General features: G+C 61.2%; 18 protein-coding genes and 1 riboswitch. Of the genes, 8 read left to right on the top strand and 10 right to left on the bottom strand.

Features of this window, described 5'->3' with window-relative positions:
* Nucleotides 1-29: 29 nt before the first annotated feature.
* The gene (gene cytX / locus HMPREF0762_RS05530; RefSeq protein ID WP_040619075.1) at nucleotides 30-1226 is read right to left on the bottom strand and encodes a putative hydroxymethylpyrimidine transporter CytX; all 1197 of its coding nucleotides are present in this window, start codon (nucleotides 1224-1226) and stop codon (nucleotides 30-32) included.
* Nucleotides 1215-1328: riboswitch (TPP riboswitch) on the bottom strand. (Overlaps the previous gene by 12 nt.)
* Before the next feature lie 142 nt (nucleotides 1329-1470).
* Between cytX and HMPREF0762_RS05525 the strand changes: the two genes are divergently transcribed.
* On the top strand, nucleotides 1471-2871 hold the full coding sequence (locus HMPREF0762_RS05525; protein WP_115314283.1) for an MFS transporter: 1401 nt from the start codon (nucleotides 1471-1473) through the stop codon (nucleotides 2869-2871).
* Here HMPREF0762_RS05525 and hemH read toward each other — a convergent pair.
* Entirely contained in the window at nucleotides 2866-3882 is a 1017-nt protein-coding gene (hemH, locus tag HMPREF0762_RS05520; protein ID WP_006362521.1) for a ferrochelatase, read from the bottom strand. The two genes, HMPREF0762_RS05525 and hemH, sit on opposite strands and share 6 nt — an antisense overlap.
* A 129-nt stretch (nucleotides 3883-4011) precedes the next feature.
* The gene (locus HMPREF0762_RS05515) at nucleotides 4012-5760 is read right to left on the bottom strand and encodes a serine/threonine-protein kinase (protein WP_006362519.1); all 1749 of its coding nucleotides are present in this window, start codon (nucleotides 5758-5760) and stop codon (nucleotides 4012-4014) included.
* Between the two features lie 86 nt (nucleotides 5761-5846).
* Between HMPREF0762_RS05515 and HMPREF0762_RS05510 the strand changes: the two genes are divergently transcribed.
* The 6 genes from HMPREF0762_RS05510 to HMPREF0762_RS05485 all read left to right on the top strand — a co-directional run bounded on the left by HMPREF0762_RS05510 (nucleotide 5847) and on the right by HMPREF0762_RS05485 (nucleotide 14787).
* Entirely contained in the window at nucleotides 5847-7223 is a 1377-nt protein-coding gene (locus HMPREF0762_RS05510) for an FhaA domain-containing protein (protein ID WP_006362518.1), read from the top strand.
* Between the two features lie 10 nt (nucleotides 7224-7233).
* Nucleotides 7234-7647, top strand: coding sequence for an FHA domain-containing protein (locus HMPREF0762_RS05505; RefSeq protein ID WP_006362517.1), 414 nt, complete (start codon nucleotides 7234-7236; stop codon nucleotides 7645-7647).
* Nucleotides 7644-8804 (top strand): Stp1/IreP family PP2C-type Ser/Thr phosphatase, encoded by a 1161-nt coding sequence (locus HMPREF0762_RS05500; RefSeq protein ID WP_040619072.1) that lies wholly within the window; start codon nucleotides 7644-7646, stop codon nucleotides 8802-8804. Before HMPREF0762_RS05505 ends, HMPREF0762_RS05500 begins: the two co-directional genes overlap by 4 nt.
* Nucleotides 8804-11608 (top strand): FtsW/RodA/SpoVE family cell cycle protein, encoded by a 2805-nt coding sequence (locus HMPREF0762_RS05495; RefSeq protein WP_006362515.1) that lies wholly within the window; start codon nucleotides 8804-8806, stop codon nucleotides 11606-11608. The genes HMPREF0762_RS05500 and HMPREF0762_RS05495 overlap by 1 nt, the downstream gene beginning before the upstream one ends.
* 158 nt (nucleotides 11609-11766) lie before the next feature.
* On the top strand, nucleotides 11767-13788 hold the full coding sequence (gene pknB, locus HMPREF0762_RS05490; protein ID WP_006362514.1) for a Stk1 family PASTA domain-containing Ser/Thr kinase: 2022 nt from the start codon (nucleotides 11767-11769) through the stop codon (nucleotides 13786-13788).
* 60 nt (nucleotides 13789-13848) lie between these two features.
* The gene (locus HMPREF0762_RS05485) at nucleotides 13849-14787 is read left to right on the top strand and encodes a DMT family transporter (RefSeq protein ID WP_006362513.1); all 939 of its coding nucleotides are present in this window, start codon (nucleotides 13849-13851) and stop codon (nucleotides 14785-14787) included.
* A gap of 269 nt (nucleotides 14788-15056) precedes the next feature.
* On the opposite strand, the gene HMPREF0762_RS05480 is transcribed toward HMPREF0762_RS05485, so the two are convergent.
* The 5 genes from HMPREF0762_RS05480 to HMPREF0762_RS05460 all read right to left on the bottom strand — a co-directional run bounded on the left by HMPREF0762_RS05480 (nucleotide 15057) and on the right by HMPREF0762_RS05460 (nucleotide 21894).
* Nucleotides 15057-15911 (bottom strand): dimethylarginine dimethylaminohydrolase family protein, encoded by an 855-nt coding sequence (locus HMPREF0762_RS05480; RefSeq protein ID WP_006362512.1) that lies wholly within the window; start codon nucleotides 15909-15911, stop codon nucleotides 15057-15059.
* 71 nt (nucleotides 15912-15982) lie between these two features.
* A complete protein-coding gene (locus HMPREF0762_RS05475) occupies nucleotides 15983-17536 on the bottom strand; it encodes an APC family permease (protein WP_245935555.1) in 1554 nt (517 codons plus the stop codon).
* Between the two features lie 97 nt (nucleotides 17537-17633).
* On the bottom strand, nucleotides 17634-18578 hold the full coding sequence (gene argF / locus HMPREF0762_RS05470; RefSeq protein WP_006362510.1) for an ornithine carbamoyltransferase: 945 nt from the start codon (nucleotides 18576-18578) through the stop codon (nucleotides 17634-17636).
* Between the two features lie 122 nt (nucleotides 18579-18700).
* On the bottom strand, nucleotides 18701-20137 hold the full coding sequence (locus HMPREF0762_RS05465; RefSeq protein WP_006362506.1) for a sodium:solute symporter family protein: 1437 nt from the start codon (nucleotides 20135-20137) through the stop codon (nucleotides 18701-18703).
* 182 nt (nucleotides 20138-20319) lie between these two features.
* Nucleotides 20320-21894: a PucR family transcriptional regulator ligand-binding domain-containing protein gene (locus HMPREF0762_RS05460; protein ID WP_006362505.1), complete on the bottom strand. Its 1575-nt coding sequence runs from the start codon at nucleotides 21892-21894 to the stop codon at nucleotides 20320-20322.
* Between the two features lie 168 nt (nucleotides 21895-22062).
* Between HMPREF0762_RS05460 and HMPREF0762_RS05455 the strand changes: the two genes are divergently transcribed.
* Nucleotides 22063-23007: a DMT family transporter gene (locus HMPREF0762_RS05455; RefSeq protein WP_006362504.1), complete on the top strand. Its 945-nt coding sequence runs from the start codon at nucleotides 22063-22065 to the stop codon at nucleotides 23005-23007.
* On the opposite strand, the gene folB is transcribed toward HMPREF0762_RS05455, so the two are convergent.
* The gene (folB, locus tag HMPREF0762_RS05450; protein WP_006362503.1) at nucleotides 23004-23369 is read right to left on the bottom strand and encodes a dihydroneopterin aldolase; all 366 of its coding nucleotides are present in this window, start codon (nucleotides 23367-23369) and stop codon (nucleotides 23004-23006) included. The two genes, HMPREF0762_RS05455 and folB, sit on opposite strands and share 4 nt — an antisense overlap.
* Before the next feature lie 34 nt (nucleotides 23370-23403).
* Nucleotides 23404-23916: an HD domain-containing protein gene (locus tag HMPREF0762_RS05445; protein WP_006362502.1), complete on the bottom strand. Its 513-nt coding sequence runs from the start codon at nucleotides 23914-23916 to the stop codon at nucleotides 23404-23406.
* Nucleotides 23917-23918: the final 2 nt, after the last annotated feature.

Below are 23918 nucleotides of genomic sequence, written 5' to 3'. Positions count from 1 at the left end.
CCTTTATCCGGTCTCAACGGCCCTAAAACTTACGCCTTACGCGCCATGCGCCGCTGGGCAAGCCGCACGACGACGGCGACGCCCGCGACGATGACCATGACCGGCAAGGTATTGCCGACCGGAAGGCTCCAGGTAAGCGACCAGCGATAGAGTGCGAAGCCGCCGATCCACAATGCGAGGGCCACAACGTCGAACGGATCATCCGACATATCGCGCTCCAGAATGAAGAAATCGGCGACGACGAGCGCGGCCATCGGCGCGAACACGGACCCGATCAGGTAGAGAAACGCCTCGAAATCCCCCACGGGAGCGAACGCCGCCAAAACCGCACCCACGACAGCGGCCGCAACGCCTACGATGCGCGCATCCAAACGCGATGTTATGGCAGACGCGGACTCGCCTGCCGACTGCGCATCCAGAAACGTCGTCGTCACCGTGGAGAAGACGACGATCATGATGCCGACGATGCCGAAGCCCGCCGCGCTCAGAATTCCTGCGATATCGCTCGTGCCTGCGATCAGGGCCATTCCTAGGCCGATCATATACATCCAGCAGCTGCCGAGCAGATAGGCGACCGTGGCCGCACCGCTGCCCGTGCCGGGCTTCTCCGCGAAACGCGTATAGTCGCCCGCAACGGGAAGCCATGAAAGGGGCATGGCGACCGCCAGCTCGACCCCGGCACCGAACGTCATGGTTCCGTCGGCGGCGAAGGAAGCCGGGGATCCGTCGAGGCTCCCGAACACGACGTAACTCACGATCAGCGTAAGCACGAACAGAAGCGCCGCCGCGATCGATTGCAGCCTCCCCATCCAACGCACGCCGAACGCGATCCACGCCACGATAAGCGCTGCGATCACGACGCACCATCCCGCAGTGCCCAGCGCCGGGACGATCTGCGTCGCCGCCACAGCGCCCGACTGGATCATGATGGCCGTCCACCCGACCAGTTGAAGGAAGTTCGCCGCCGAAAACAGCACCGACCCGCGCGATCCGAACGTGCGTTTGGTCGCATCCATCGCCCCGACGCCGGTGCGTGCGCTTACGAGCGAGACCAGATAGAACATCGCACCGCCGATGAGATGCCCTAGAAGAATCGCCGCAAGTCCCTGCTCGATTCCAAGCGGCGCGAAATACGTTCCGGTGAGGATTTCCGCCAAGGATACCGCTGCGCCGAACCATATAAGGCCGAGCGTGGGGGTTGAAAAAGATGCATGGCGATCGGCCATATCGGCTCCCTTCGTTGGCATTACCCACATCAGGTTCTTCGGGTCGAAGCGACGTTACGCTTCCTCTCAGCCCGCATGGCGCGAGCTCCCCGCCTCCCGTCTTTCGAGAGTTCCGATAATCTAGCACAATCGGCCGCATCCGTCGGAGTCCGCGAAAGACGCGGCCTATAATCCTTGCCCGATCGCACTCTGAAAGCACCCGTGCGTTCAAACGGCTTTCGACGCCTCGGCAGGAGCTATGCGCATGACAGACGGAACGCCTCAGGATATCGATGCGAAGATGCCGACGATGCCGGAAGAAGCATCGATGCATGCCGACACGAACCGGTCGGACACGATCGTGCGCTTCGAAGGCGGCGGGGATGCGTCGGTGCATGCCCGCACGAGCCAGGAGCGCATGAGCGCCTCGGGCAGGCCGCTTTCACCCCGCTGGCTTCGCATCGTCTCGATCATCTGGTCAGGACAGGCCGTTTCCATCATAACGAGCGGCGCATCCGGCTGGGCCATCATCTGGCACGTCACCCAAACCGAGCAGAGCGCCCTCATGCTGTCGCTGCTCATGATGTTCAGCATGCTGCCCTTGGGGCTTCTCTCCCCGCTGGGCGGAGTCATCGCAGATCGATTCAACCGCAAAGCGGTCATGATAGTCGCCGATCTGGGAGCAGGCGCATCCTCGCTCGTGCTCGCCCTGCTTGTCGTCGCAGGCACTCGCTCATTCGCGCTCATCTGCCTGTTCGCCACCATTCGCAGCGTCTTCTCCGCATTTCACGCCCCGGCGATGACGGCGGCCATGCCCATGCTCGTCCCGGAGCGGCACCTTCTGCGCATCAACACCCTCGACCAGCTGCTTGAAAGCATCTCGAGCATCTGCGCGCCCGCCGTGGGCATCGCGCTCTATACGGCCTTCGGACTGGCGCCCACGCTCATCATCGAATTCATCGGCGCCCTCGTCGCCTGCGCGGCGCTCGGCCTTGTCAAAATCCCCACCGTGAAGGTCGAGGAGGAATCCACCGTCGCCGAGCAGATGCGCGTCGGCTGGGATGCGCTGCGTGTCCATAAAGGACTCGTCATGCTTCTAGGAGGGCTGACCGTAGGGCTTATGGCCTTCGCGGCGCTCGGCGCGATCTATCCGCTCATGGCCACGCAGCACTTCGGCGCGGACGGAACGATGGTCTCTGTCGCCGAGGCGATTTCGGGAACGTGCATGCTCGTAGGATCGATCGTCATCATGGCCTGGGGAGGCGGCAGACGGCTCGCGCTGCTGCTCTGCGCCTCGGCCGTCCTCATCGCCGTGCCCATCATCGCCGCAGGGCTGCTTCCTTCCACCGCGTTCTGGATCTACGCAGGTCTCATGGGACTCGCGTCCGTCTTCATGGCGTGGTTCAACGGACCGCTCATGACGCTCATCCAGCAGCGCGTTCCCGAAGAGAAGACGGGGCGCGCCATGGGGTTCTTCTATGCGCTCATCGGCCTTGCCATGCCGGCAGGGATCGCAGTCGGCGGCGTCATCGCCGAATGGATCGGCATCCCGACGTTCTTCGTCGCTTCGGGAATCCTCTTCCTCGTCATCGGGCTCTCCGGATACCTCTTCAAGGACATCCGCGCATTGGACGCACCGTCCCAGGCCTCGAAGGCCTCGCTATGAACAGACCGCGCGACGAGCGATAAGGCGCGCGATCGCGTCCATGAACGCAGCGTCGGCGCCGAGGGCGGGCACGTAGGTGAATGACGGGTCGGAGATCCCCGCGGTCGCGGCCGCATCCAGGTACGCGGCCTTCGCCTCGAACCGGATATCGTGATAAGTCTCCAGGCAGTCGACGGAGAAGATGGGCGAGGCGACGGCGATGTCGCGCACGCCTTCGGCCGCGAGGCGACGGACGGTAGGCACGAGCATCGGCCCCACCCACCTGCGGCTATCGAAGCGCGACTGGAATGCGATGACCTGGTCTTCTTCAGGAACGCCCAGGATTTCCGCCGTGCGCCTCAGCGTCTCCGCCGCCGCGTCGGGATACGTATCCCCGCCCTTCGTCACATATGAGACGGGAATGGAGTGATACGACATGACGAGCTTCGATCCCGGACGGTACGCCCAGCATCGCCTGATGGAGCCGGCAAGCGCATCAAGATATCCCGGTTCGCGCCAATATTCGTCGATTCGCAGGACCTCGGGCGCCGCATCGGCGGACAGGCTGCGCGCCTTCGTCAGAGCGGCGAACTGGGCGTCGAATTCGTCCAACACGCTTCCCGCGCAGGGAATGGTCTTCTGCGGATACATCGGCAGAACGATGATGCGATCGACGCACGCGTCCAGGAATGCTTCGATCGCGCCGCGGATGCTCGGTTGGCCGTAGCGCATCGCGAGCCTGACCTCGTGAGGCTCGTCTATCAGATGCGCAAGGCGGCGGGCGATCTCGTCGCGCTGCGCCTGGGACTCCAGCATGAACGGGCTGCCTTCGGGGGTCCAGAAATCGATGTAACGATCCAGGGTTCGACGCGGACGCTTCGGCAGTATGAAGAGCTCGAGGATCGGGCGCCAGATCAGAGGCGGCACGTTGATCAGATGACGGTCTTGGAGGAATTCGCGCAGGTGCGCACGAACGGCCTCTTCGGTCGGCGCGGCGGCGGTGCCGGTATTGACGATCAAGATGCCAAGCATGCGGCGGTTCTCTTCCAGCGCGAGAAACCGCGCATGACGGGGAATGAAACCCGTTCTTTATAGCATCGGGACGCCGAAGAATCACCCGTCAGATTGCAGGGTTCCACAAACACGCACGTCACAGCACATCTACCACCCATCCGAACGCGCCTGATGGCGACGCGCGAGCGCGACGGCGAAGGCGAGGGCGCCGGCTGCCAACGCAGGTGCCGAAACGCCGAACGCGAGCGCATGGGACACGAACCCGCCCCCGAGAACCAATCCCCCGATCGCTGCGGCGGACAGGATGGCCGTTGCGGCCGCGATGCCGAGCGCGAACAGAAGGAACGATCCCCGCTGGCGCGAAAACGAAAGCACGGCCGCCGCGGCGACCCACGACGCCGCGGCAAGCCATATGGCGGGATCCGACAGCAAGGCGACCGCATGCGTATCCATGGCCTGGCCGAACGACAGATGGTTCAGCGCATCCCATCCCGCAAGGCTGAAGGATCCGGCGCAGGCGAGACAGAAGCACAGAACGGCCGATGCGGCAGCGGTCGCCGCCGCTTCTTTTACGTCAAGCTCGCATCCGCAGGCCATCGGCGCAAACGCTGCCACACCGAACCCGCCGGCGAGCGGCGCCGCCAGCAGGCAGAGCGAAGGCGCGCGCCCACGACGCCCGATGAAAAGCCACCAGACGGCGCCGACGGCGGCGACCGCAGAACCCAAGCCGTAGGCGCCGGTCATGAAGAGCGCTGCGGAAAACGCCGCCAGCGCGACGAGCGATCCTGCAGCAGGAAGGAGCAGCGCCGCCGCGGCGGCCACCCCGACGACGGCCCAATACGCAAGGGCCGCAGATCCCGTGCCCCCTGCGATCCGAGGCATATTCCCCAATGAAACGACAACGAGGAACAGGCAGGCCGCAAGCGAGAACAGACGGGGTGCGACCTGCGCGGCGCGGCCGCCCAGCCCATCGAGGTCGGTCATGTCCAAGCCATCGTCCTCGGATGCCTCGTCCGGCATGTCGGCGGCATCGTCGGTCGCATCGCCTACGATCCGCGCAAGCTCGCGCTTGCCGCGGCGAACGTCGCCTAAATACGGCATGAGCTGGCCGGAAAATTCCTTCACCGTATCGAAGCGGCCTTCGCGCTCGATCGTCAGGGCATGGAACAGCACGTCGTCGAGCTCAGGCGACACATCGCCGCGCACCTGGGACGGGATGACGATCTCCGCTTCTTCGATCGCGCGCTCGGCTTCGGAGAGCGTGTCGGCGTAAAACGGGTTGTCGCCTGTGAGCATCTGGTAGGTAAGGGCCGCAAGAGCCCATTCGTCCGTTCGTTTATCGGGAGACTCGAGCCGCATCTGTTCGATCGGCATGTAGCCGATGGTACCGCCGGCGGCGCGGCCGAAGCCCGCCTCGTGCGAAAGCTCGGCCAGGCCGAAATCGGTCACCTTCACCTGACCCTGCCGGTTTATGAGCACGTTGTCGGGCTTGATATCCAGATGAAGCACCAGATTGTCGTGCGCCGCCTCCAATGCGTGGGACACGGCGTCGAACACGCAGGCCGCCGCATCGATAGAAAGCATGCCTTCCTGGCGCATGAGCTGCGTCAGCGTGATGCCGTCCACGTATTCCATGATGAGATAGGCCATCTCGCCTTCGATTTCGAAGTCGAGCACGCCCACGATGGCGGGGTCGATGAGCATGGCCGCGGTGCGTGCCTCGGAAAGCCCGGGCGCCTCGTACCCGACCGAATCGGGGTCCACGCTCGCGAGGGGCAGGCACTTGATCGCGACGCGTCTCTGGATGCGCGTGTCCCACGCCACCTGAACCGTCGCATATCCGCCTTTACCTGCGGTCGAGATGGGGCGGTATCTGTTCAAGATGAGATTTTGCACCTGCCGCCCTTTCGACTAGAATGAGTCGTTATTATATGCTTTGAGCTCACGAACCAAAACCGCAGAAAGGCTTGAGGTAACCACCCATGGGATTGTTCTCCAGGTCCGGCAACCCGGAAGGATCGGGCGGCAAAGTCTTCGATACCCCGCTTTCCCCCGTGCAGATCGTTAAAAAGGCTGAAAAGCAGATGCGCAGGGAGAAAATCCTCAGCGCCGGACGGGAATACGCCCCCACCCTGTACACGGTTCTCGTGAACGGCGACGACGACCAGCGCCTCTTCGGCTTCTATCCGACGCTCGCAGGCGAATGCGAGACGCGCCTTTCCGCCACTGCGGCGGCCGACGGCCTGACCATGGACGGCCAGCCGCTCGTGCGTTTCATCGTAGACGACACCCTGCGCCGCGGCAAATTCGACATCGTCGCCGAAGTCGTGAGCGCCTCTATCGTCAAGCAGCTTCGCGCCGAGGAAATGCAGCGCTACAGCATGTCGCCCGCATCCGCGCAGGCGCCCGCCCCGGCGCCGCACCAGGCCGCAGGCGACCTCCCGCATCCCGCGCAGCCGATGCCGGCCGCGCCCGCCGACCCCTACGCCCGCTCCGGCGCCTATGAGACGCCGTATCGCGCCGACCAGAACGCCGCATACCCGCAGTACGACGCCTACGCCCCCGAGACCCGGGAAAAGCCGCCGCTGCCGCGCGTTCCCAAGGAAGAGATCGACTATTCGCTCGATTACGGCGAATACACCTTCGACAGCAAGAACTTCGCCGACTATGACGACAAGGACGCCGCGGCAGCATCTCGCGATGCGCAGGCGAATGATGGCCAAGACGCCTTCGACGTGCCCTCGCCCGTCTCCAACCCGCTCTATTCCAGCCATAAGGCGGATTCCGTGCCGCTCGTCTTCGACAAGAAGCCCCGCGTCGCCGCCGACGCGCCCGCCGCTGCGGCAGCTCGTGCGGAAGGCGAGCCCGACCAGGCGTCCTATCAGGCGCATGGCCAGGTCTTCGGCCTGCCCGAAATCTATCCCGCAGGCGCCCCTGCCCCTGCTCCCGCACCTGCCGCGCCGCGCCCGGCCGCGCCCGCACCCTATACGCCCGCCGGCCGCGTGCCTGAACACGCCACCACCGCATTCACGGGCGGCGCCCAGGCCTCCGCATACGCGCCTTCCCAGGGTTCCGCCCATGCACGTCTGGTCAACACCGTGTCCATGCGCACGTACGACCTTGCCACCAACCGCATCCTCATCGGCCGCGAGACCTCGAACGACATCGTCGTGAACGACCTCAACACGTCGCGTCATCACGCCGAGATCCGCTTCGAGCCGCAGGGCGTCTGGGTCATCACCGACCTCGGATCGACCAACGGCACCTACGTCAACGGCCAGTTCGTCACCCGTAGAGGACTGCAGGAAGGCGACCGCATCACGCTCGGCGTGACCGACTTCGTCTTCACGCTTCGTTAGGAGCCCGGCCGTGATCGACATCATCCTGCTCGCCGGCCGCCTGCTCTTCGTCGCGCTGCTCTATCTATTCCTGTTCGCCATCATGCGCACGGGAATCGGCCTGGTCAAAGGCCAGCGTAAGAAGGAACGCAGCTGGGGTGTGTCCGTCGAGAAGGGCCCGAAGGAGCTGCGCGGCGTCAAGATGTCCGTCCACGGCCCCATCATCGTCGGCCGCTCGCCCGGCGCCGATATCGTCATCGGCGCAAGCTACGTCTCCGCCCGGCATGCGCGCTTCGTGCTCATGGGCCAGAACCTCTTCGTCGAAGACCTCGGCTCCACCAACGGCACCGCCGTCAACGGGCAGCGCATCTCGGCGCCCACCGCGCTCCGCAACAACGATGTCATCAACATCGGCGACGTCGTCATCCGTGCGAGGTTCGAATAGTGGCCTCGCGAAGCACACGGGGCCGGCACGAGCGCACGCCGCTCCCCACGTACGGTTCGCGGACCGACGTGGGCCTGGTGCGCGAGCATAACGAAGACAGCCTGGTCGTGCGTCCTCCCCTGTTCGCCGTGGCGGACGGCATGGGCGGCCATGCGGCAGGCGAAGTCGCAAGCGAAATCGCCGCCCAGACCCTTATCGAAGACACTCCTGACAACGCCGACGCGCAAGAGCTCGCGCGGGTCGTCGTCCAAGCGAACCGCAATATCATCGTCGCCGCGCGGCAGGGCCGCGGGCGCAAAGGCATGGGCACGACCCTCACCTGCGCGATCGTCGACCGAGAACGGCTGCTTGTCGCACAGGTCGGGGATTCTCGCGCCTATCTGCTGCACGATGGCGTGCTCCAGCGCCTGACGCGCGATCATTCCCTGGTCGCCGACCTGGTGGAAAGCGGACAGATCTCCGAAGAGGAGGCGCGCGTCCACCCGAACCGCAGCGTCATCACGCGCGCTCTCGGCTCGGACCCGCATACGCTGCCCGACATCTACGAGATCAACGTGAAGGCGGGTGACCGTCTGCTGCTCTGCTCGGACGGCCTGACCAGCATGGTGCGCGACGACGACATCGCCAAGACGATGCGCCGCATCCATGATGCCCAAGACTGTGCGGACACCCTGGTCGACCAGGCGCTCGATGTGGGCGGGCACGACAATGCGACCACCATCGTCGTGGATATCCCCGGCAACGCCGAAGCGAAGCGCAAGAAGATCGCCCTGAAATCGCGCTTCGCGGCTATTCTCGGGGCTCTCGCGCTCGCAGCCATCTTCATCGGGGCCGCCTTCGCGGGGCATGCCTATCTGAACCATATCGCGTTTCTGACCGTCAACGAAGGCCAGGTCGTCATCTGCCGAGGCCTTCCCGGAGAAGTCCTCGGCATAAAGACCTGGTCATACGATCACTCGACCGGCGTCGACGTCGCATCGCTCGACTTGCCGCCCAACACGCTGTCGCGCCTGACCGACGAAGGCATCCGCGTGGATTCCGTCGAAGCGGCCGAAGACCTGGTCGCAACCTGGCAGTCCCAGGATACGAACCCATCTTCCTCCAAGAGCGCGGCTGCCCGCTCGTCGAGCGGCCCATCTTCGAAGGGAGGCGCCTGATGTCGCGTCGCAACACCGAACTCCTGCTCCTCCTGCTGGCAGCGCCTCTCGTGCTGCTGCTCTTCGCCATGGTGCTCATGCACGACGGCACAGCTCTCAACACCCAGACCCTCGCCGTGCCTATCGGCCTGTTCGGCGCCTTCGTCGTGGCCCACGCGGCCGTGCGCTTCTTCGCGCCGAATGCCGATCCGGCCATCCTGCCCGTCGTGTTCGCGCTTTCCGGCATCGGCATCGCGTTCGTCACCCGACTGGCTCCCGATCTGGCAGGACGTCAGGTCATCTGGCTGTTTGCCGGCATCATCTGCATGATCGTCGTGCTCGTGGTCGCGCGCAATCTCGACCGCATCGTGCAGCATAAGTACGTCTTCATCGGCATCGGCATCGTGCTTCTGCTTTCTCCGATGCTGCCCGTCGTCGGAACCGAGGTGCTGGGCAGCCGCATCTGGCTGACCATCGGCCCCTTCAGCCTCCAGCCCGGCGAGCTTGCCAAGATCGCCATCGTGCTCTTCCTCGCCGGCTATCTAGCGGAGAACCGAGAGCTCATATCGGTGTTCACCGTGCGCGTCGGCCGCTTCCGCCTGCCCGACGCCGAAACGCTGCTTCCTCTGCTCGCGATGTGGGCGATCTCGTTCGCCGTCGTCGCCCTTGAAAAGGACCTCGGCTCGGCGCTCGTCCTGTTCGTCCTGTTCATCACGATGCTCTATGTGGCATCCGGCAAGAAGATCTACCTGGTCATCGGTTTCGGCGCCGCAGCCATCGGCGCCGCGATCCTGTACATGCTCTTCTCTCACGTGCAGATCCGCGTCGCCACCTGGCTCAATCCCTTCGCCGACCCATCCGGCACGGGCTATCAGCTCTGCCAGACGATCTATTCGCTCGCCGACGGCGGGCTGTTCGGCGTAGGAATCGGCAACGGCCTGGCAAAGAACATCCCGGTCGTCGAATCAGACTTCATCTTCGCCGCTATCGCCGAAGAGGCGGGGCTTCTGGGCGGCGCCGGTGTGCTGCTGCTGTATCTTGCGCTCGCCATCAGGGGATTTGCAACTGCTGCGCGTGCCAAGAGCGACGTCAGCTCTTTCGTGGCCGTGGGCTCCACGATCATCATCGTGCTGCAGGCCTTCGTCATCGTCGGCGGCATCACGCGCCTCATCCCCCTGACCGGCATCACGCTGCCCTTCATCAGCCAGGGCGGATCGTCCCTGCTCGCCAGCTTCATCGCCATCGGCCTGCTGCTGCGCGCGGGCGACGAGGGTACCGGCCTTTCGTCCGAAATAGCCGACGGCACGTCGCGCATGGCGCCCGTCGGCAGCCACGCCGCCGCGGAATCCGGCGTGCTCGGACGCGTTGCGCTCGGAAAACGCCTGACCGCTACGATGATCGCCTTCGCCGTGCTCTTCGCCGTGCTCGTGGCCAACCTCACCTACATCATGGTCGTGAAGGCGGACGACTACCAGAGCTACCCGGGCAACAACCACACCCTTTATAAGGAAGCATCCACCGAACGCGGATCCATATCGACTTACGACGGGGTGGTTCTCGCCGAAAGCGAGGCGCAGGGCGACGGCACGTACGAGCGCGTCTACCCCGAAGGCTCGCTCGCGAGCCATGTGGTCGGCTACTATTCGCAGCGCTACGGCCTCTCGGGCATCGAAGCGTCCATGAACGACTCGCTCAAGGGCCAGGCGAACTTCGCGTCCTGGCAAGACGTGATCGAAAGCGCCGCGGGCATCGAGACGCCGGGCAACGACGTCACGCTCACGTTGAATTCCAATATCCAGGAAACTGCCGAAAAGCAGCTCGCCGGCTACAAGGGCGCCGTCGTGGTCATGGATCCGAAGACCGGCGCGATCCTGGCCATGGCCTCTTCGCCGAACTACGACGCCAACGACGTCGAAGACCTTCTGGACACGAGCGCCGACGACGATACCGGCACGCTGATCAACCGTGCGACGAGCGCGCTGTACGCCCCGGGTTCGACCTTTAAGATCGTGACGCTCTCGGGGCTGCTCGAAAACAATGTCGCAACTCCCGAGACCCAGGTTGATGCGCCGGCGTCGGTCGATATCGGCAACGCGAAGGTCACTAACGACGACGGGGCCGAATACGGCTCGGTCTCCCTCAAGCGCGCGACCGAGGTGTCTTCCAACACCGCCTTCGCCAAGCTCGGCGTCCAGCTCGGGGCAGACAAACTCGTGAAGACCTCGGAGGCGTTCGGCTTCAACAAGAGCTTCGGCGGATTCGAGCTGCCCGTCACGACGAGCCTCATGCCCAATCCCTCGGTCATGACCGAGTGGGAAACCGCCTGGGCGTCGGCCGGACAGCCCGTCGGCGAGCATCCCGGAAGCCCGGCGGGGCCCCAGGCGACGGTGCTGCAGATGGCGCTTGTAGGCTCGGCCGTCGCCAACGACGGCGTGCTTCAGAAGCCGTACTTGGTCGACGGCGTGTACAACGCCAAGGGCGAGCGCAGCTACACGGCGACCCCTTCGGCGATGTCAACCGTCATGAGCAAGCAGACCGCCGACGAGGTCACCGACGTGCTCGAAGGCGTCGTCGATGAAGGCACCGGCTACGGCGCATCCATCCGGGGCGTGCGCGTCGCCGGCAAGACGGGCACGGCGGAGACCGGCAAGGACTATGCGAACAGCTGGTTCGTGGGCTTCGCCCCGGCCGACGACCCATCGGTCGTGGTGGCGGTTCTCGTGGAGGAGGGCGTCAACCATTCGACCGACGACGATTCGGGCCTGGCGAGCGTCCGCGCGGGCGCCATCATGCGCAAGGCGCTCGAAGTGAACGGGACGTTGTGATTTTCGTACGCATCGCGCGAGAACGCACGGTGTGCGCCATAATAGGAGTTTGACGAATATTCGCCTGATGAATCGGTGTATATTCGGGCAAGGCCAGTATATGTCGGCGGACCTTCGGGGGCGCCGTTGGATTCGCGAGACGGAGCATAGGAGAAAACGTGATAGATAGGGTTCTCAACGGCCGCTACCGCATCACAGAGCGCATCGGCATCGGAGGCATGGCGGAAGTCTACAAGGCGCAGGATGAAACCCTGGGTCGCACCGTCGCCGTCAAGGTCATGCTGCCTCAGTATGCTTCCGACCCCGACTTCACCGCGCGCTTCCGCCAGGAAGCCGCGTCGGCCGCCAACCTTCAGAGCCCCTATATCGTCAACGTCTATGACTGGGGACAGGACAACGGCACGTACTTCATCGTCATGGAATACGTGCGCGGCATCGATCTGAAAAGCGCCATACAGGAGCGCGGCGCCATCCATCAGCGCAAGGTGGCCGAAATCGGCAGCCAGGTCTGCCAGGCCCTATCCGTCGCGCATGGCCAGGACATCGTGCATCGCGACATCAAGCCCCAGAACATCATGATCCAACCCGACGGCAATGTGAAGGTCATGGACTTCGGCATCGCACGTGCGAAGAACAGCGTGAAGGACCAGACCTCCAGCGTCCTCGGCACGGCACACTACATCTCCCCCGAGCAGGCACAGGGCAAAGACCTCTCGGGCACGAGCGACATCTATTCCCTCGGCTGCGTGCTCTACGAAGCTGCCACGGGCGTGCTGCCTTTCGACGGCCCCGATGCCGTCAGCGTGGCGATGAAGCAGGTCAACGACGAACCTGCTCCGCCTTCGCAGGAAAACCCCGGCATCAACCCCGACCTCGAAGCCATCATCCTCAAGGCCATGGCGAAAAGCCCGTACCGTCGCTTCACCACGGCGCACGACATGAAGGCCGCGCTCGACGAGTTCCTGCTCGGACGCCCCGTCATGCTCGCAGGCGCCGCCGCCCCGAGCGCAGCGAGCGCCGCGACCAACGTCATGGGATCGGTTCCGCCTATGAGCGCGACCGATGTCGCCGGCATGCCCGGAGGCACGGCCGTCATCCCTGCGATCGATTCCGAAAACGGCTCCCCACACGGCGCCACGGCATATCGCGCGAACGAAACCGCCAAAAAGAAGCGCGGTCCTATCGTGGCGGCCGCGGTGGCGGTCATCGCCGTGCTCATCATCGCCGGCATCGCGGTCTCTTCCCTCTTCGGGGGCAATGCCGTCGTGCCCGACCTGACGAACAGCTCGCAGGACGAAGCGAAGGCCGCGCTCGAGAAGGCCGGCCTCAAATTGGGCGACGTTTCTGAAGACTACAGCTCCGACGTGGTGTCCGGCCACGTCATGAAGCAGGATCCGAAAGCCGATTCGAAGGTCAAAGAGGGTACCAAGGTCAACATCGTCCTTTCCAAAGGGGCTGAAGAAGGCAAGGTTCCCAAGCTCGACGGCATGACGGCTAAGGAAGCCGAGAAAGCCATCACCGACGCCGGATTCGTCGCATCGTTCGGCGGCAATGAAAGCTCCGATGCCGACAAGGACACCGTGAGCTCCCAGAGCCCCGACGCAGGCACCAAGGCCGAAAAAGGCACCACGGTCACGTATAAGATCTCTTCGGGCCCCGAAACCGTCACCGTTCCCGACGTGACGGGGTATTCACGCGATAACGCCACATCAAGGCTTGAGGACGCCGGATTCACGGTCAGCGCGCTCGACGGCGATCACAGCACGAAATACGCAGCTGGAACGGTCATGCGCCAAGATCCTTCGTCGGGCAAGCTCGAAAAGGGCTCGACGGTCACCATCTACATCTCCCTCGGAGCCGAATCCTACGACATTCCCAATGTCATGGGGTTGTCCAAATCGGAGGCTATCGGGAGATTGCGCGAGAAAGGCTTCACCAACGTCGGAACGACCGAGGCTTATAGCAGCGAGTACGCATCCGGCACGGTCATGGGCATGAGCGATTCAGGCTCGACCGATTCCCAAGATACCTACATCGAACTGACCATATCGAAGGGGCCGCAACCTTCGCAGAACGGAAACGGCGACAACAGCCACGGCAGCCACGGCAACGGCGGGAACGGTTCCGATTCGAGCGGCGGCGGCGGAACGGGATCGAACGGAACGGGGCAGGCAGCGTAAGGAACACGCGCCAAGGCCCTTCGAGTCACAGCGGTATTGAAAGGGTCGGGTCAGCACACCATGAGCAAGCGTTTCCATATTCCTTCCTGGGGCTACAAGCTCTTGCTGCTCGTAGCGGCGGCGGTCTGGGGGCTTGGAACCGTCGTCCTGAAGGACACCGTGGATGCGCTTCCGCCATTCTGGCTGGTCGGCATAAGATTCCTGTTTGCAGGGATCATCCTGTCGGCCATCTTCGCGCGCCGCATCGCGCGCAACCTCACGACCGAGACGCTTATCGCGAGCATCTTCCTCGGAGCGCTGCTCGGGCTCGCCTACGGCGCGAACACATCGGGGCTCCTGTACACCACTGCTTCTAAGAGCACGGTCATCACCGCCATGCAGTGCGTTGTGGTGCCGTTTCTCGCCTGGGCCATCTCGCGCACACGCCCGACCCTGTTCAACCTCATCGCCGCCGGCATGGGCATCGTCGGCATCGCCTTCGTATCGCTCGATGGGACAGAAGGATTCACCATCGGGCTCGGCGAGGCCATCACGCTTCTGTCTGCCTTGCTCTTCGCCGTTCAAGTAGCCTTCATGGCGAAGCTCGGCGACGGGCGCGATGCCGTCGTCATGACAGCCGTGCAATTCCTGGTGGGAGGAATCGCCTGTCTGGCCGTAGGCGTGTGCTTCGAGCCTCTGCCTGATTTCACCGTGCTGGCCGACCCCGAGGTCGCACGCAATATCGCCTATATCATCGTATTCGCCTCGGTGCTGGCGCTCACGCTCGAGAACGTAGGGCTTGCCCATGTGGCCGCAGGTCCGGCATCGCTGATTCTCGCAACCGAAAGCGTCTTCGGCGTCGGCTTCGCCATCCTGCTTCTAGGCGAGGCCCTGACCCGCAATATCCTTGCCGGTTTCGTGCTCGTGACGCTTGCCATCGTCCTCAACGAGACCATCCCGATGATCCGCCGCAAACGCCACGTGGTCATGCATCTGGAAAACGAAAGGGCGTTGCGGTAGCGCGGGATGTGCGGGCGGAAGAGCGCACGCGCCGCCCATCCCGCAGCTCGCGCTTCGAAAAGCGGAGAAGCTTGATGCATATCGTCCAGCCGGCATCGACGCGCAAGAAAAACCCGAGAAATTGGATGCGTACCGCCTGACAAGCATGGCCAGACAAACGCCCGACAAGCATAGGTAGATAAGGGAAGGCCGAGAAGAAAAAGGAGGGGCGTCGCCCCGATCAGAGCGACGCCCCTCCTCATTGTAACCACGCAGAGACCCTCGTGCCGTTATTCACGCTCAAGCGGGAACGTCATGCAGTGGGGACCGCCGCCGCCCTTGAGGATCTGCTCGAGATGCGGCTTGATGACGGTAATGCCCAGCGCCTCCATTGCATCATTGACCTTCTTGTTGTTTTCGAAGGAAATAACGCGTTCGTTGCCGATATTCTGCAGGTTGCAGTGATGGCGATACACGCCTTCCTGAGGAACATCGATCAACGTGAAGCCTCGCTTTTCAAGCATGGCGAGGAAGTTGGCGGGAAGGGCATCCTTGCACACGACCGCAACCCTATCGGCAACGATATTGAAGCACATGTCGAGATGCAGGTTATCGCGCGTCGCCGGAACGCCGTACATGGTGTAGCCCTTTTCCTCCATCTGGCGCTTCACGTTCTCAAAGCCATCCCAATCGGTGCGGGCGATAACGCCATGAACGATGGTGTAGGGGTCTAGGAACCAGAAATCCCCGCCTTCGAATGCGCCCGCCGTGCAACGGGCGACGATAGGAACCCCAAGTTCCTTGAGCTTCGCCTCGTACTTTTCGGATTCACCCTGACGGCAGGGCTCACGGAAACGGCCCATGATGACGCCTTCGGCCACCGAGGCGCCGAAGTCACGCGCATACACTTCGTACGGCAAGCCAGGCGTCGGGTCCATCAGCACCACATCCACGCCGTTTTCCTTGTACGCCTGGATCAGCTCGGCATGTTCGCGCTTGAATGCCTCGAGATCGGCCGTTTCGCCCTTTTCCATCCAATCTTCCGTGATGACGTTGATGGGTTCGAAGTTGAAATATGTCGGCGGACATAGGATGACGCGTTTCATCGGGCTGACCGCGCTGTCGTTGTAATGCTTCTTGGACATTTCGAATCCTCCTCTATACGTAGACGGCATTCTTTCCAACTACCTTGGAAACCAATGGATCCTTAAGGCAATCACGGGCCTGCATTGCCAGTCGGCTCGAAGCTAGCTGCCTCGGCCTGGACTCTATCGGCTATATCCTGCTGCTCCTTTATTTCCGCAAACAGCCTCTTGGTGTTCGTTCCCGGCGGTGTCGATTTATCCCTTACCGCATAGAGAACGACACCGATGCACAGCAAGATCAACAAGAGCGGATACTCGACGACGGGATCTGGCAATGCCGCCGGATTACCCGGGAAGGGAATAAGGATCAGCAGGAAGAGAACTCCCGCAATGGCAAGGCCCATATACATAAGCGGCTTTCCACCGGGATAGCGCGCCGGACGCCTTAGGTCGGGATACTTGCTGCGAGCCCTCAGAACGGAGGCGAGCGTAGAGCCCCAAAGCACGATGTAGGAAACGGCAGCGACATCGATCAAGGGAACGAACATCGACTGACCTAAGAATAAGATCGCTGCAGAAATCACGGAGACAAGCAGTATGCACGATGTCGGCGTCTTGTATTGAGGATGAAGCCTTCCGAACACCTTCGGCACCAAGCCTATCTCACCCATGGCATACAGCTGTCGAATCGCTGCGAAGAACACAGCATTGTATACGCCCACGACACCGAGGCAAGCTGCCACGATCAAAAGCGCTCCCAGCACAGGGAAACCGATGGATCCCATCGCCCAGGCGAATGGGGCTGTGTGCAAGAACGCGCCCGTAGAATCTTGCTCGATCAGATCGGTCCAGGGCACGATAAGCGTCGGAGCCAGCACGGTCAGGATGTACAGAATCGTCGCGACCGCAACCGCAAGCACGAGCATCAAACCGATTTTCTTATGGCTTACCGAAGCGGACGCCTCTTGCGCGCCTTTCGCAACGCTTTCCCATCCTGCGACGGAAAACGGAAGCATGGCGAGCAATCCGATAGAGCCCGAGAACACGTCTTTGCCGGCGGAAGCCACTGCCGGATCCGCCATGCGCTCCGCCAATCGAGCGGAAATACCAGCGGGATTCCAGTTGGCAAACGAAACGATGACCATAACAGCGGCGATAGAGCTGACGATGATCGTGATCGTCGTGCCGAAGTTCGCCGAAATCTTCGCTCCTTTGTGCGCTATCACCCCGATGCCGCAGATGAGCAGCAAACCGAGCACGACGGCAGGAAGCGTTATATTGGATCCGAGGACGTTGTACATCACGCCCTGCGTCGTTACTCCTGGCCACAGATTGCCTATCAGCCTCGATAAAGCAAGTGCCTCCCAAGCGCACAGTATGATGTTGACAAGCACGCCAAACCATCCGACGATCATGCCCCAAAATCCTCCGAAGCACAGATATGCATATGACATCTCGCCGCCCGCAAGAGGCATCATGGGAACCGCTTCGTAGTAGGCCAAGATCATGGGAAGCTCGACTAGGAAACACAGGATGAACGCGATGACTGCGCATTCGGGACCGCCGGCGCGCGCAAGCCATGAATTCGTCGTGAGCAACCATGACGTCCCGAATACCGCCGAAAGTCCCAAGCCGAAAAACCCTATCGTCGTAATGGACTTCGCAAGCTTGACCTCAGTTTGCATGCCATCAGCGGTCTTATTGCCCTTCATTGCGTTCTCGCCTCCTCTCCTTCCTTTCGGATAACCCTCAGTCGACCTGAGGCCGTTCATCAGACTGCCGTTACGAACGAATCGTGGTGGCGACCAAAATGGCTTTCACCGCATGCATGCGGTTTTCCCCTTGATCGAAAATCACCGACTGGGGGCCTTCTTTCACATCTTCGGTCATGTCCTCGCCGATATAACCCGGCAGGCAGTGCATGAAGACGGCGTTCTTATCCGCCTTGGTCATCGCGGAGGAATTGATCTGATATGGCATCCAGTCTTTGATGCGCTTGTCCTTCTCTTCCTCGTTCTCGCCCATGCTGTGCCATGTATTGCCGTACACGACGTCTGCTCCGCGAAGCGCTTGGTCGAAGTTCTGGGTAACCTCGATTTTGGAGCCGGACACTTCCGCCTGCTTCAAAGCGCGCTCCCAAATGACAGGAGGAACGTCGTAGCCTTTGGGCGCCGCGATGCTCATATCCATGCCAAACATGGTGGCACCCAGCAGCAAGGAGTTGCACACGTTGTACACATCGCCCGCGTAGCAGATTTTCACGCCCTTGAAGTCACCCTTTTTTTCCTTGATGGTAAGGAGGTCGCACAAAGCCTGGCAGGGATGCTCCAATGCAGTCAGGGCGTTTATGACCGGATGCTTCATGTTCTGGGCGAATTCCTCAACGATTTCTTGGCCGAATGTACGAATGTACAGCCCGTCGAAATAGCGGTCGAGAATGCGCCCCGTGTCGGCGATCGATTCGCCACGGCTTGTCTGCAGCTCGTCGGGACGAAGGTAGAAAGACTGCGCACCGAGCGCCGTCGCGGCCGCATGAAACGAGTTGCGCGTGCGGGTTGATTTCTTCTCGAAGACCATCGCATACGCCTTGTCGCGCAGGTACGCATGAGGTTCACCCATGACCCATTTGCGCTTCAGATCCTGAGCGATCTCGATCAGCTCGTTCATTTGCTCGGAGGTGTAATAGAGCAGTCCGAGGTAATCTTTCCCAGCCAAGTAGTGCTTCATGATGAAACCTCCTACGTCTTTCCGGGGGATGTCCCATACAACCCCTGTTCAAAGGGTACCGACTGATGCACCGAAACATAGCTGTTCGAATCTCTATATATGATGCTGATTGCTGTTCAGTTCTATAGATCGTCTTTATTAATGTCGGCATCCTTGATTCGAGAACCGAGCAACGATACCGAGACCATGATTGCACCGCTCACGGCAAGGCCGATCATGATAGGCTCCACCGCGGTCGTCCCCATAAGGCCCAGACCGAGCAGGATGACGACGGACGAAACGACGATGGAGGCGAGTGCCGCCTTCGCCGTCGCCTTTTTCCAGAACATCCCTAAGATGATGGGAAAGAACAGTGCTCCGGAAAGAATCGCATATGAAGCATCCAATGCAGCGATCACGTTGTTCAGCCATACCGCGACGACTATCGCGACCGCCCCAACGCATGCCGTCATTCTTCTGCTGGCTTTCAGAAGCATTCGATCTTCTTCCAAATACTCCTTCGCGACAGCCTTCGACTTCGTCCTCAGGTATGCCAAAGCCGGCTTTATCACATCATTGGTGAGCAGCGAAGAAGATGCCAGCAATGTTCCTGACGCCGTGGACATAAGCACAGCAAGAACCGCGGTGAGAACCAGGCCGAGCGCACCTGTCGGAAGAACTTCGTCCGCCATCTTCGCGAAAACGAGCTGCGCATCATCGATTCCAGGCATATAAACGGCTGCAGCCATGCCCACCAACGTGCACGCGATCGCGTAGAACAGGATGAATGCTCCGGATGCGATTCCGCTTCGCCTCGCCACCTTCACCGATCGCGCGGTTAGGTATCTTTGCCATAGGTCTTGACCGACAAGGGCGCCAAGGCAGTAGAGGAAGAAGTATTGCACGATGGTCGGGAACCCTATGCTTGTGATGTCGAAGTATGACGAAGGCAATGTTGCCCCTATCGCCGAAAGGCCGCCGGCGGCATGCACGCATGCCGGCATCATCACAAGCGTCACGCCAGCAACGATTAAGATGAATTGAATGAAATCGGTGAGCGTGATCGCCCACATGCCGCCAAGTATCGTATAGGCGACGACAACGACGCCCACAACGAGCATCGATATCGCGGAATCCCATCCGGCAAACCCCTGCAGGATGGTCCCCATGGCGATAACCTGCGTCGCACACACCATCATGGTGTACAGCGCCGATACCAAAGCCGTGACTACGCCGGCCTTCGCGCCGAACCGTTTCGTCAGCAGCTCCGCCACGGTGAGCACCTCGAGTTCTCGAATACGCTTCACGAGCAGAATGCCGACCAGCATCAATCCGAGTCCCAGCATGGACACGAGCCAGATACCGGAAATGCCGTACCGATAGCCCAGCGCCGTGCTCCCGATAGTCGAAGCCCCGCCAAGCAAGACCGCGCTTAGGCAGGCGAATGTGATGCCATATCCGAGCCGGTGCCCCGCGACAAGATAATCGCTCGACGCCTGGGCCTTTCGCGAGGAATACACCCCCACCGCGATTATCACGAGAAAATAGCCGATCACGATTCCGATGTCTAACCCGGTCATAGGAGTGACCTCCGATCATTCGGTCATGACATGTCGAATCATCTCGATGTTCTGAACGGCGCGCTGAAGCCTACCGTTATTTTCCCATCGGAAAACAAGCTCCTGCGCCTGTAAAAACCTCTAACCGTGGAGCGTGATTCTGTACATATCCACATTCGTCGGGGTGATTCGGAGACAAAGCGCTATGGAATATACCGAGCAAGCACTGAGGCGATGAACAGCTCCACGCGCCCGAACGATGACTTGAAAGACCTGCCGCTGAGCGACTCGATCGACTTCAGACGAATCCTCAATGTGTTCTCGTGAATACCGAGCGCACGTGCCGTATCGGGTATCGACTCGTCGTTGAGAAAGAACTGATGGAGGGTGGCCTGGAGCTGAACCTTGCTCTCCTTGTCATGCAGAGCCACCTTGCCGAGCACGTCTTCGAAGAAATCGGAGATGAATTCCGTCTCCATGGACCGGGCATTCTTCGCCAGAACGCGCAGCAGCCCCAAATCATCGTAGAACAGGCATTGGTCATTGACGAGGCTCATGAAGTCTAGGCAGGACAAAGCCTCTTCGCAGGCAGATGCGATGCGTGCCACGGAGTGCACCCTGCTCACGGCGAATCGAACGTCGCCATCGCCTATATAGCGCCTGACCTCCTCGCAGACAGAACGCACGCGCTCGCGATCTTCTTTGCTCACAACCGGACAGAAGAAAACCGCCTTATCATCCTTCACGCAGTACATCACGTCTTTGACGAGGGCGTCGTCGTGGGCCTTCAAGGTCCGTGCGAACCCGTCGTAATCCACCCGCACGGCGGAATCGGATGACGAGACGATAAGCTGGTATGCATCATGAACGTTCCGACGCAGACGGCTTGCCCGTGCCTTGATTTCCCCCGTGGTTTCAAGCGCGCCGTCGATCAGCTCGCTGAGAAACTCGTAATAGTAATGCTCTTCGATCTGCCTAAGCGCCCGTTCCTTGATGAGGCAGAGCATAAGGGCGGAATTCACCTGGTCGATATCGAAATCGCTCACGGAAAGCTCCGGCGACCCAAGGCTCCAGTAGACGGCGTAATACCTGCTCGTCCTTTTATCGACGCGAACGACTTTGCAAGAACCTTCGATGTCGCGAAGAACAAAGGCGCCGGGAAGACTTGAGAATCCGCGCGCCTGCCCCTTGAGAAGGCCCGACACCGAATCCCAATCCATAGGGGACGACCCTCCGAGCACGTACCATCCATCGCTCGCGAATACAGCGACACCGCAGCCGAGGTGGCGACACGCCACATCGCATACCTGTGCGAGTTCTCCCCCGCGAACCATCGCGTCATTAAGGGCGTCACCGAGCTTCAAGGCCTCGTTAACCAGGTAGAACTGCTCTTTAATGATGTATTGCTGAATGGGAGTGCTCAGCCTGACCCATGAATAGCAGTTCGGCACTACCACGATAGGCAAATCAAGGCGCTTGGCGTGCTCAACGGCATCTTCCGGAATCGAATCCACGTAGTACTGCAGCTTGATGAACAACCCTGCAGACCGTTTCTTTGACAGCCCTTCGAAGAAGGCCTTCCATTCCATGGAATTCAAGGAGGTCAGCGACGCGCCGTTGGAAAAGAGGATCTCATAATCGGACATCCAGTTGAAGATCTCAGGATTGTCCATGATAGTCACTGACTTCACAGGCTGGGAAAGAGACACGCCAGGATTCAGCAGGCGGCATTCCTTGAGCTCCGATAGCGAGAGGATTTCGGCGATCGTCGCATCCATCGGATCCTCTTTCCTGGTTTGATTCGCTGGATGCTTGCAATCGCTGCTCAAGCATCCCTTCCGTCGAAGAGTATATCCTCTGCCGGGAGCATGTGTTTATCGAGACGGAAGATGCGACGTGCGCATTCGATTCGCGTACAGCGGCTCAAGGTTGCTACAATCGCGCGCATGAAGATCGTGGCGCCTGCATCCATCTGGTTCTATAAGACGCTCCTCGTCCTCGCGACGCTGTTCTGGGGCTTCTCCTTCGTCGTCGTCAAAGGAGCCTTGGACGACATGACGCCGGGATGGCTCACGAGCATCCGCTTCCTGCTGACCGCGATGATAGTCGGATTCGTCTGCCGGAAGACCATCCGTCGCCATTTCAACCGCGAGCACATCCTATACGGATGCGTGCTGGGCATCGTCGCGTTCTTCGCCTTCTGGGTGCAGAACGTCGGCCTGACCGACACGACCCCCGGACGCAACGCATTCCTAACGGGCACGTATTGCGTCATCGTCCCATTTCTGTACTGGGCCATCGATCGCAAGCGTCCGACTATCTTCAACATCGTCGCCGCGCTGCTCTGCATCGGCGGCGTCGGCTTCATCTCTCTCGGACACGACCTGTCTTTCGCCTTGCGCTGGGGCGACGGTCTGACGCTCTTCTCCGCCTGCTTCATCGCATTGCACATGGTGTTCGTCGCGAAATTCGCCAAGGGCCACGACATGTTGACCCTGACGTTCTTCCAGCTGCTCTCGAGCTCCGTCTTCGGCATGCTCATCAGCACCTTCGCAGAACCTCTTCCCGGCATGGCGGCATTCGCGTCAACCAGCTTCCTCGTCCAGATGGGCTACCTCGTCATCTTCGCGTCCGCGCTCGCGATGGTGTTCCAGAATCTCGGGCAGACACGGGTTCCGCCCACGCAGGCCTCGCTTATCCTGTCGCTCGAAAGCGTGTTCGGCGTGATATTCAGCGTGCTGCTCTACGGCGAAGACATGACCTTGCAGCTCTTCGTTGGATTCGCGCTCATCTTCACCGGCCTCGTCATCTCCGAAACCCTGCCGCGCCCGAAGAAATACCCCGATCCGCCGGAGAAATTCACCGGAGCCCTTGCCGACGACGAAGACTAGCGTCGCCTCTCCCGGCGGATCTCGACGCCGGCATACGCGAGCGGAAGCCCGATAGGAGCCCATGGCTTTTTGATCTGCACCTCAACGGCTTCAACCGTCGGGAATTGCGCAAGGATTTCAGATGCCAGGCCCTCGGCCGCCGCCTCGATCAGCTTGAAAACATGGGCGCGGAGGAAGCCATCAGCGAGGCGGCACACGGCGCCGTAGTCAACGCTGGCAGATAGGTCGTCACGTTCCCCTGCCGGCCTCAGATCAACCTCAAGGCGCAGCGAGACCAGAAGCTTCTGGCCAAGGGCGTTCTCTTCGGGAAACACCCCGTGATACGCGAACACTTCCAAATCGGATATGACGATGGCGTCCATAAGACCTCCTCTATTCAGCGCATTGCGACAGCCTCTAAATTTTGACCTCGAGATTCTTCTCGGTATCCGACCAGGAGCATTCCGCGCGCGCGGCGCAATCGAAGCAGAGCCTCGATGCCTTGTCGGCAGCATAGAGGATGCGCCCCAACTCGGAAGAATCCTCGGAAAAGCGTCGATGCTCCCGCACGGCCGTCACGATGGCATCCTTCTCGTCGGCGGTGAAGGCATCGATGCCTTTCAGAATCTCCCGCGCGTAGCGGGCGCCTGCCTCTTCATGCGGAGTGCCGTGCTCGTACTGGTCCGCCTTGCCGATATCATGCAGAAACGCTGCCGCATACACGACGTCCTTGCGATAGGAAATCCCCTGTTCGAGCACGTGAATATAGGCAATGCGCGCGACGGATGCCAAATGATCGGGACCATGCGTGCAGAAGACGCGCCGTTCCTCGCATGCGGCCAGCCGCTCCATCTGGAAACGGTAGATCGCATGCGCACGAATCTCGGCAATGACGGGCATTTCCGCGAAAAGCGTCTGCACGCGCGACATGA

It is taken from the genome of Slackia exigua ATCC 700122, from assembly GCF_000162875.1.
GTDB classification, from domain to species: domain Bacteria; phylum Actinomycetota; class Coriobacteriia; order Coriobacteriales; family Eggerthellaceae; genus Slackia; species Slackia exigua.
The sequence above is the reverse complement of the archived record's forward strand: the minus strand, read 5'-3'. Positions and strand labels throughout refer to the sequence as shown.

What these genes read in the sequence shown, in the direction of transcription:
- HMPREF0762_RS05455 (WP_006362504.1), top strand. Translation starts at nt 22,063, where the DNA reads ATGAAGATCGTGGCGCCTGCATCCATCTGGTTCTATAAGACGCTCCTC.
- HMPREF0762_RS05460 (WP_006362505.1), bottom strand. Translation starts at nt 21,894, where the DNA reads ATGGATGCGACGATCGCCGAAATCCTCTCGCTATCGGAGCTCAAGGAA.
- HMPREF0762_RS05510 (WP_006362518.1), top strand. Translation starts at nt 5,847, where the DNA reads ATGGGATTGTTCTCCAGGTCCGGCAACCCGGAAGGATCGGGCGGCAAA.
- hemH (WP_006362521.1), bottom strand. Translation starts at nt 3,882, where the DNA reads ATGCTTGGCATCTTGATCGTCAATACCGGCACCGCCGCCGCGCCGACC.
- HMPREF0762_RS05495 (WP_006362515.1), top strand. Translation starts at nt 8,804, where the DNA reads ATGTCGCGTCGCAACACCGAACTCCTGCTCCTCCTGCTGGCAGCGCCT.
- HMPREF0762_RS05445 (WP_006362502.1), bottom strand. Translation starts at nt 23,916, where the DNA reads ATGTCGCGCGTGCAGACGCTTTTCGCGGAAATGCCCGTCATTGCCGAG.
- folB (WP_006362503.1), bottom strand. Translation starts at nt 23,369, where the DNA reads ATGGACGCCATCGTCATATCCGATTTGGAAGTGTTCGCGTATCACGGG.
- cytX (WP_040619075.1), bottom strand. Translation starts at nt 1,226, where the DNA reads ATGGCCGATCGCCATGCATCTTTTTCAACCCCCACGCTCGGCCTTATA.
- HMPREF0762_RS05485 (WP_006362513.1), top strand. Translation starts at nt 13,849, where the DNA reads ATGAGCAAGCGTTTCCATATTCCTTCCTGGGGCTACAAGCTCTTGCTG.
- HMPREF0762_RS05465 (WP_006362506.1), bottom strand. Translation starts at nt 20,137, where the DNA reads ATGACCGGGTTAGACATCGGAATCGTGATCGGCTATTTTCTCGTGATA.
- argF (WP_006362510.1), bottom strand. Translation starts at nt 18,578, where the DNA reads ATGAAGCACTACTTGGCTGGGAAAGATTACCTCGGACTGCTCTATTAC.
- HMPREF0762_RS05525 (WP_115314283.1), top strand. Translation starts at nt 1,471, where the DNA reads ATGACAGACGGAACGCCTCAGGATATCGATGCGAAGATGCCGACGATG.
- HMPREF0762_RS05480 (WP_006362512.1), bottom strand. Translation starts at nt 15,911, where the DNA reads ATGTCCAAGAAGCATTACAACGACAGCGCGGTCAGCCCGATGAAACGC.
- HMPREF0762_RS05475 (WP_245935555.1), bottom strand. Translation starts at nt 17,536, where the DNA reads ATGCAAACTGAGGTCAAGCTTGCGAAGTCCATTACGACGATAGGGTTT.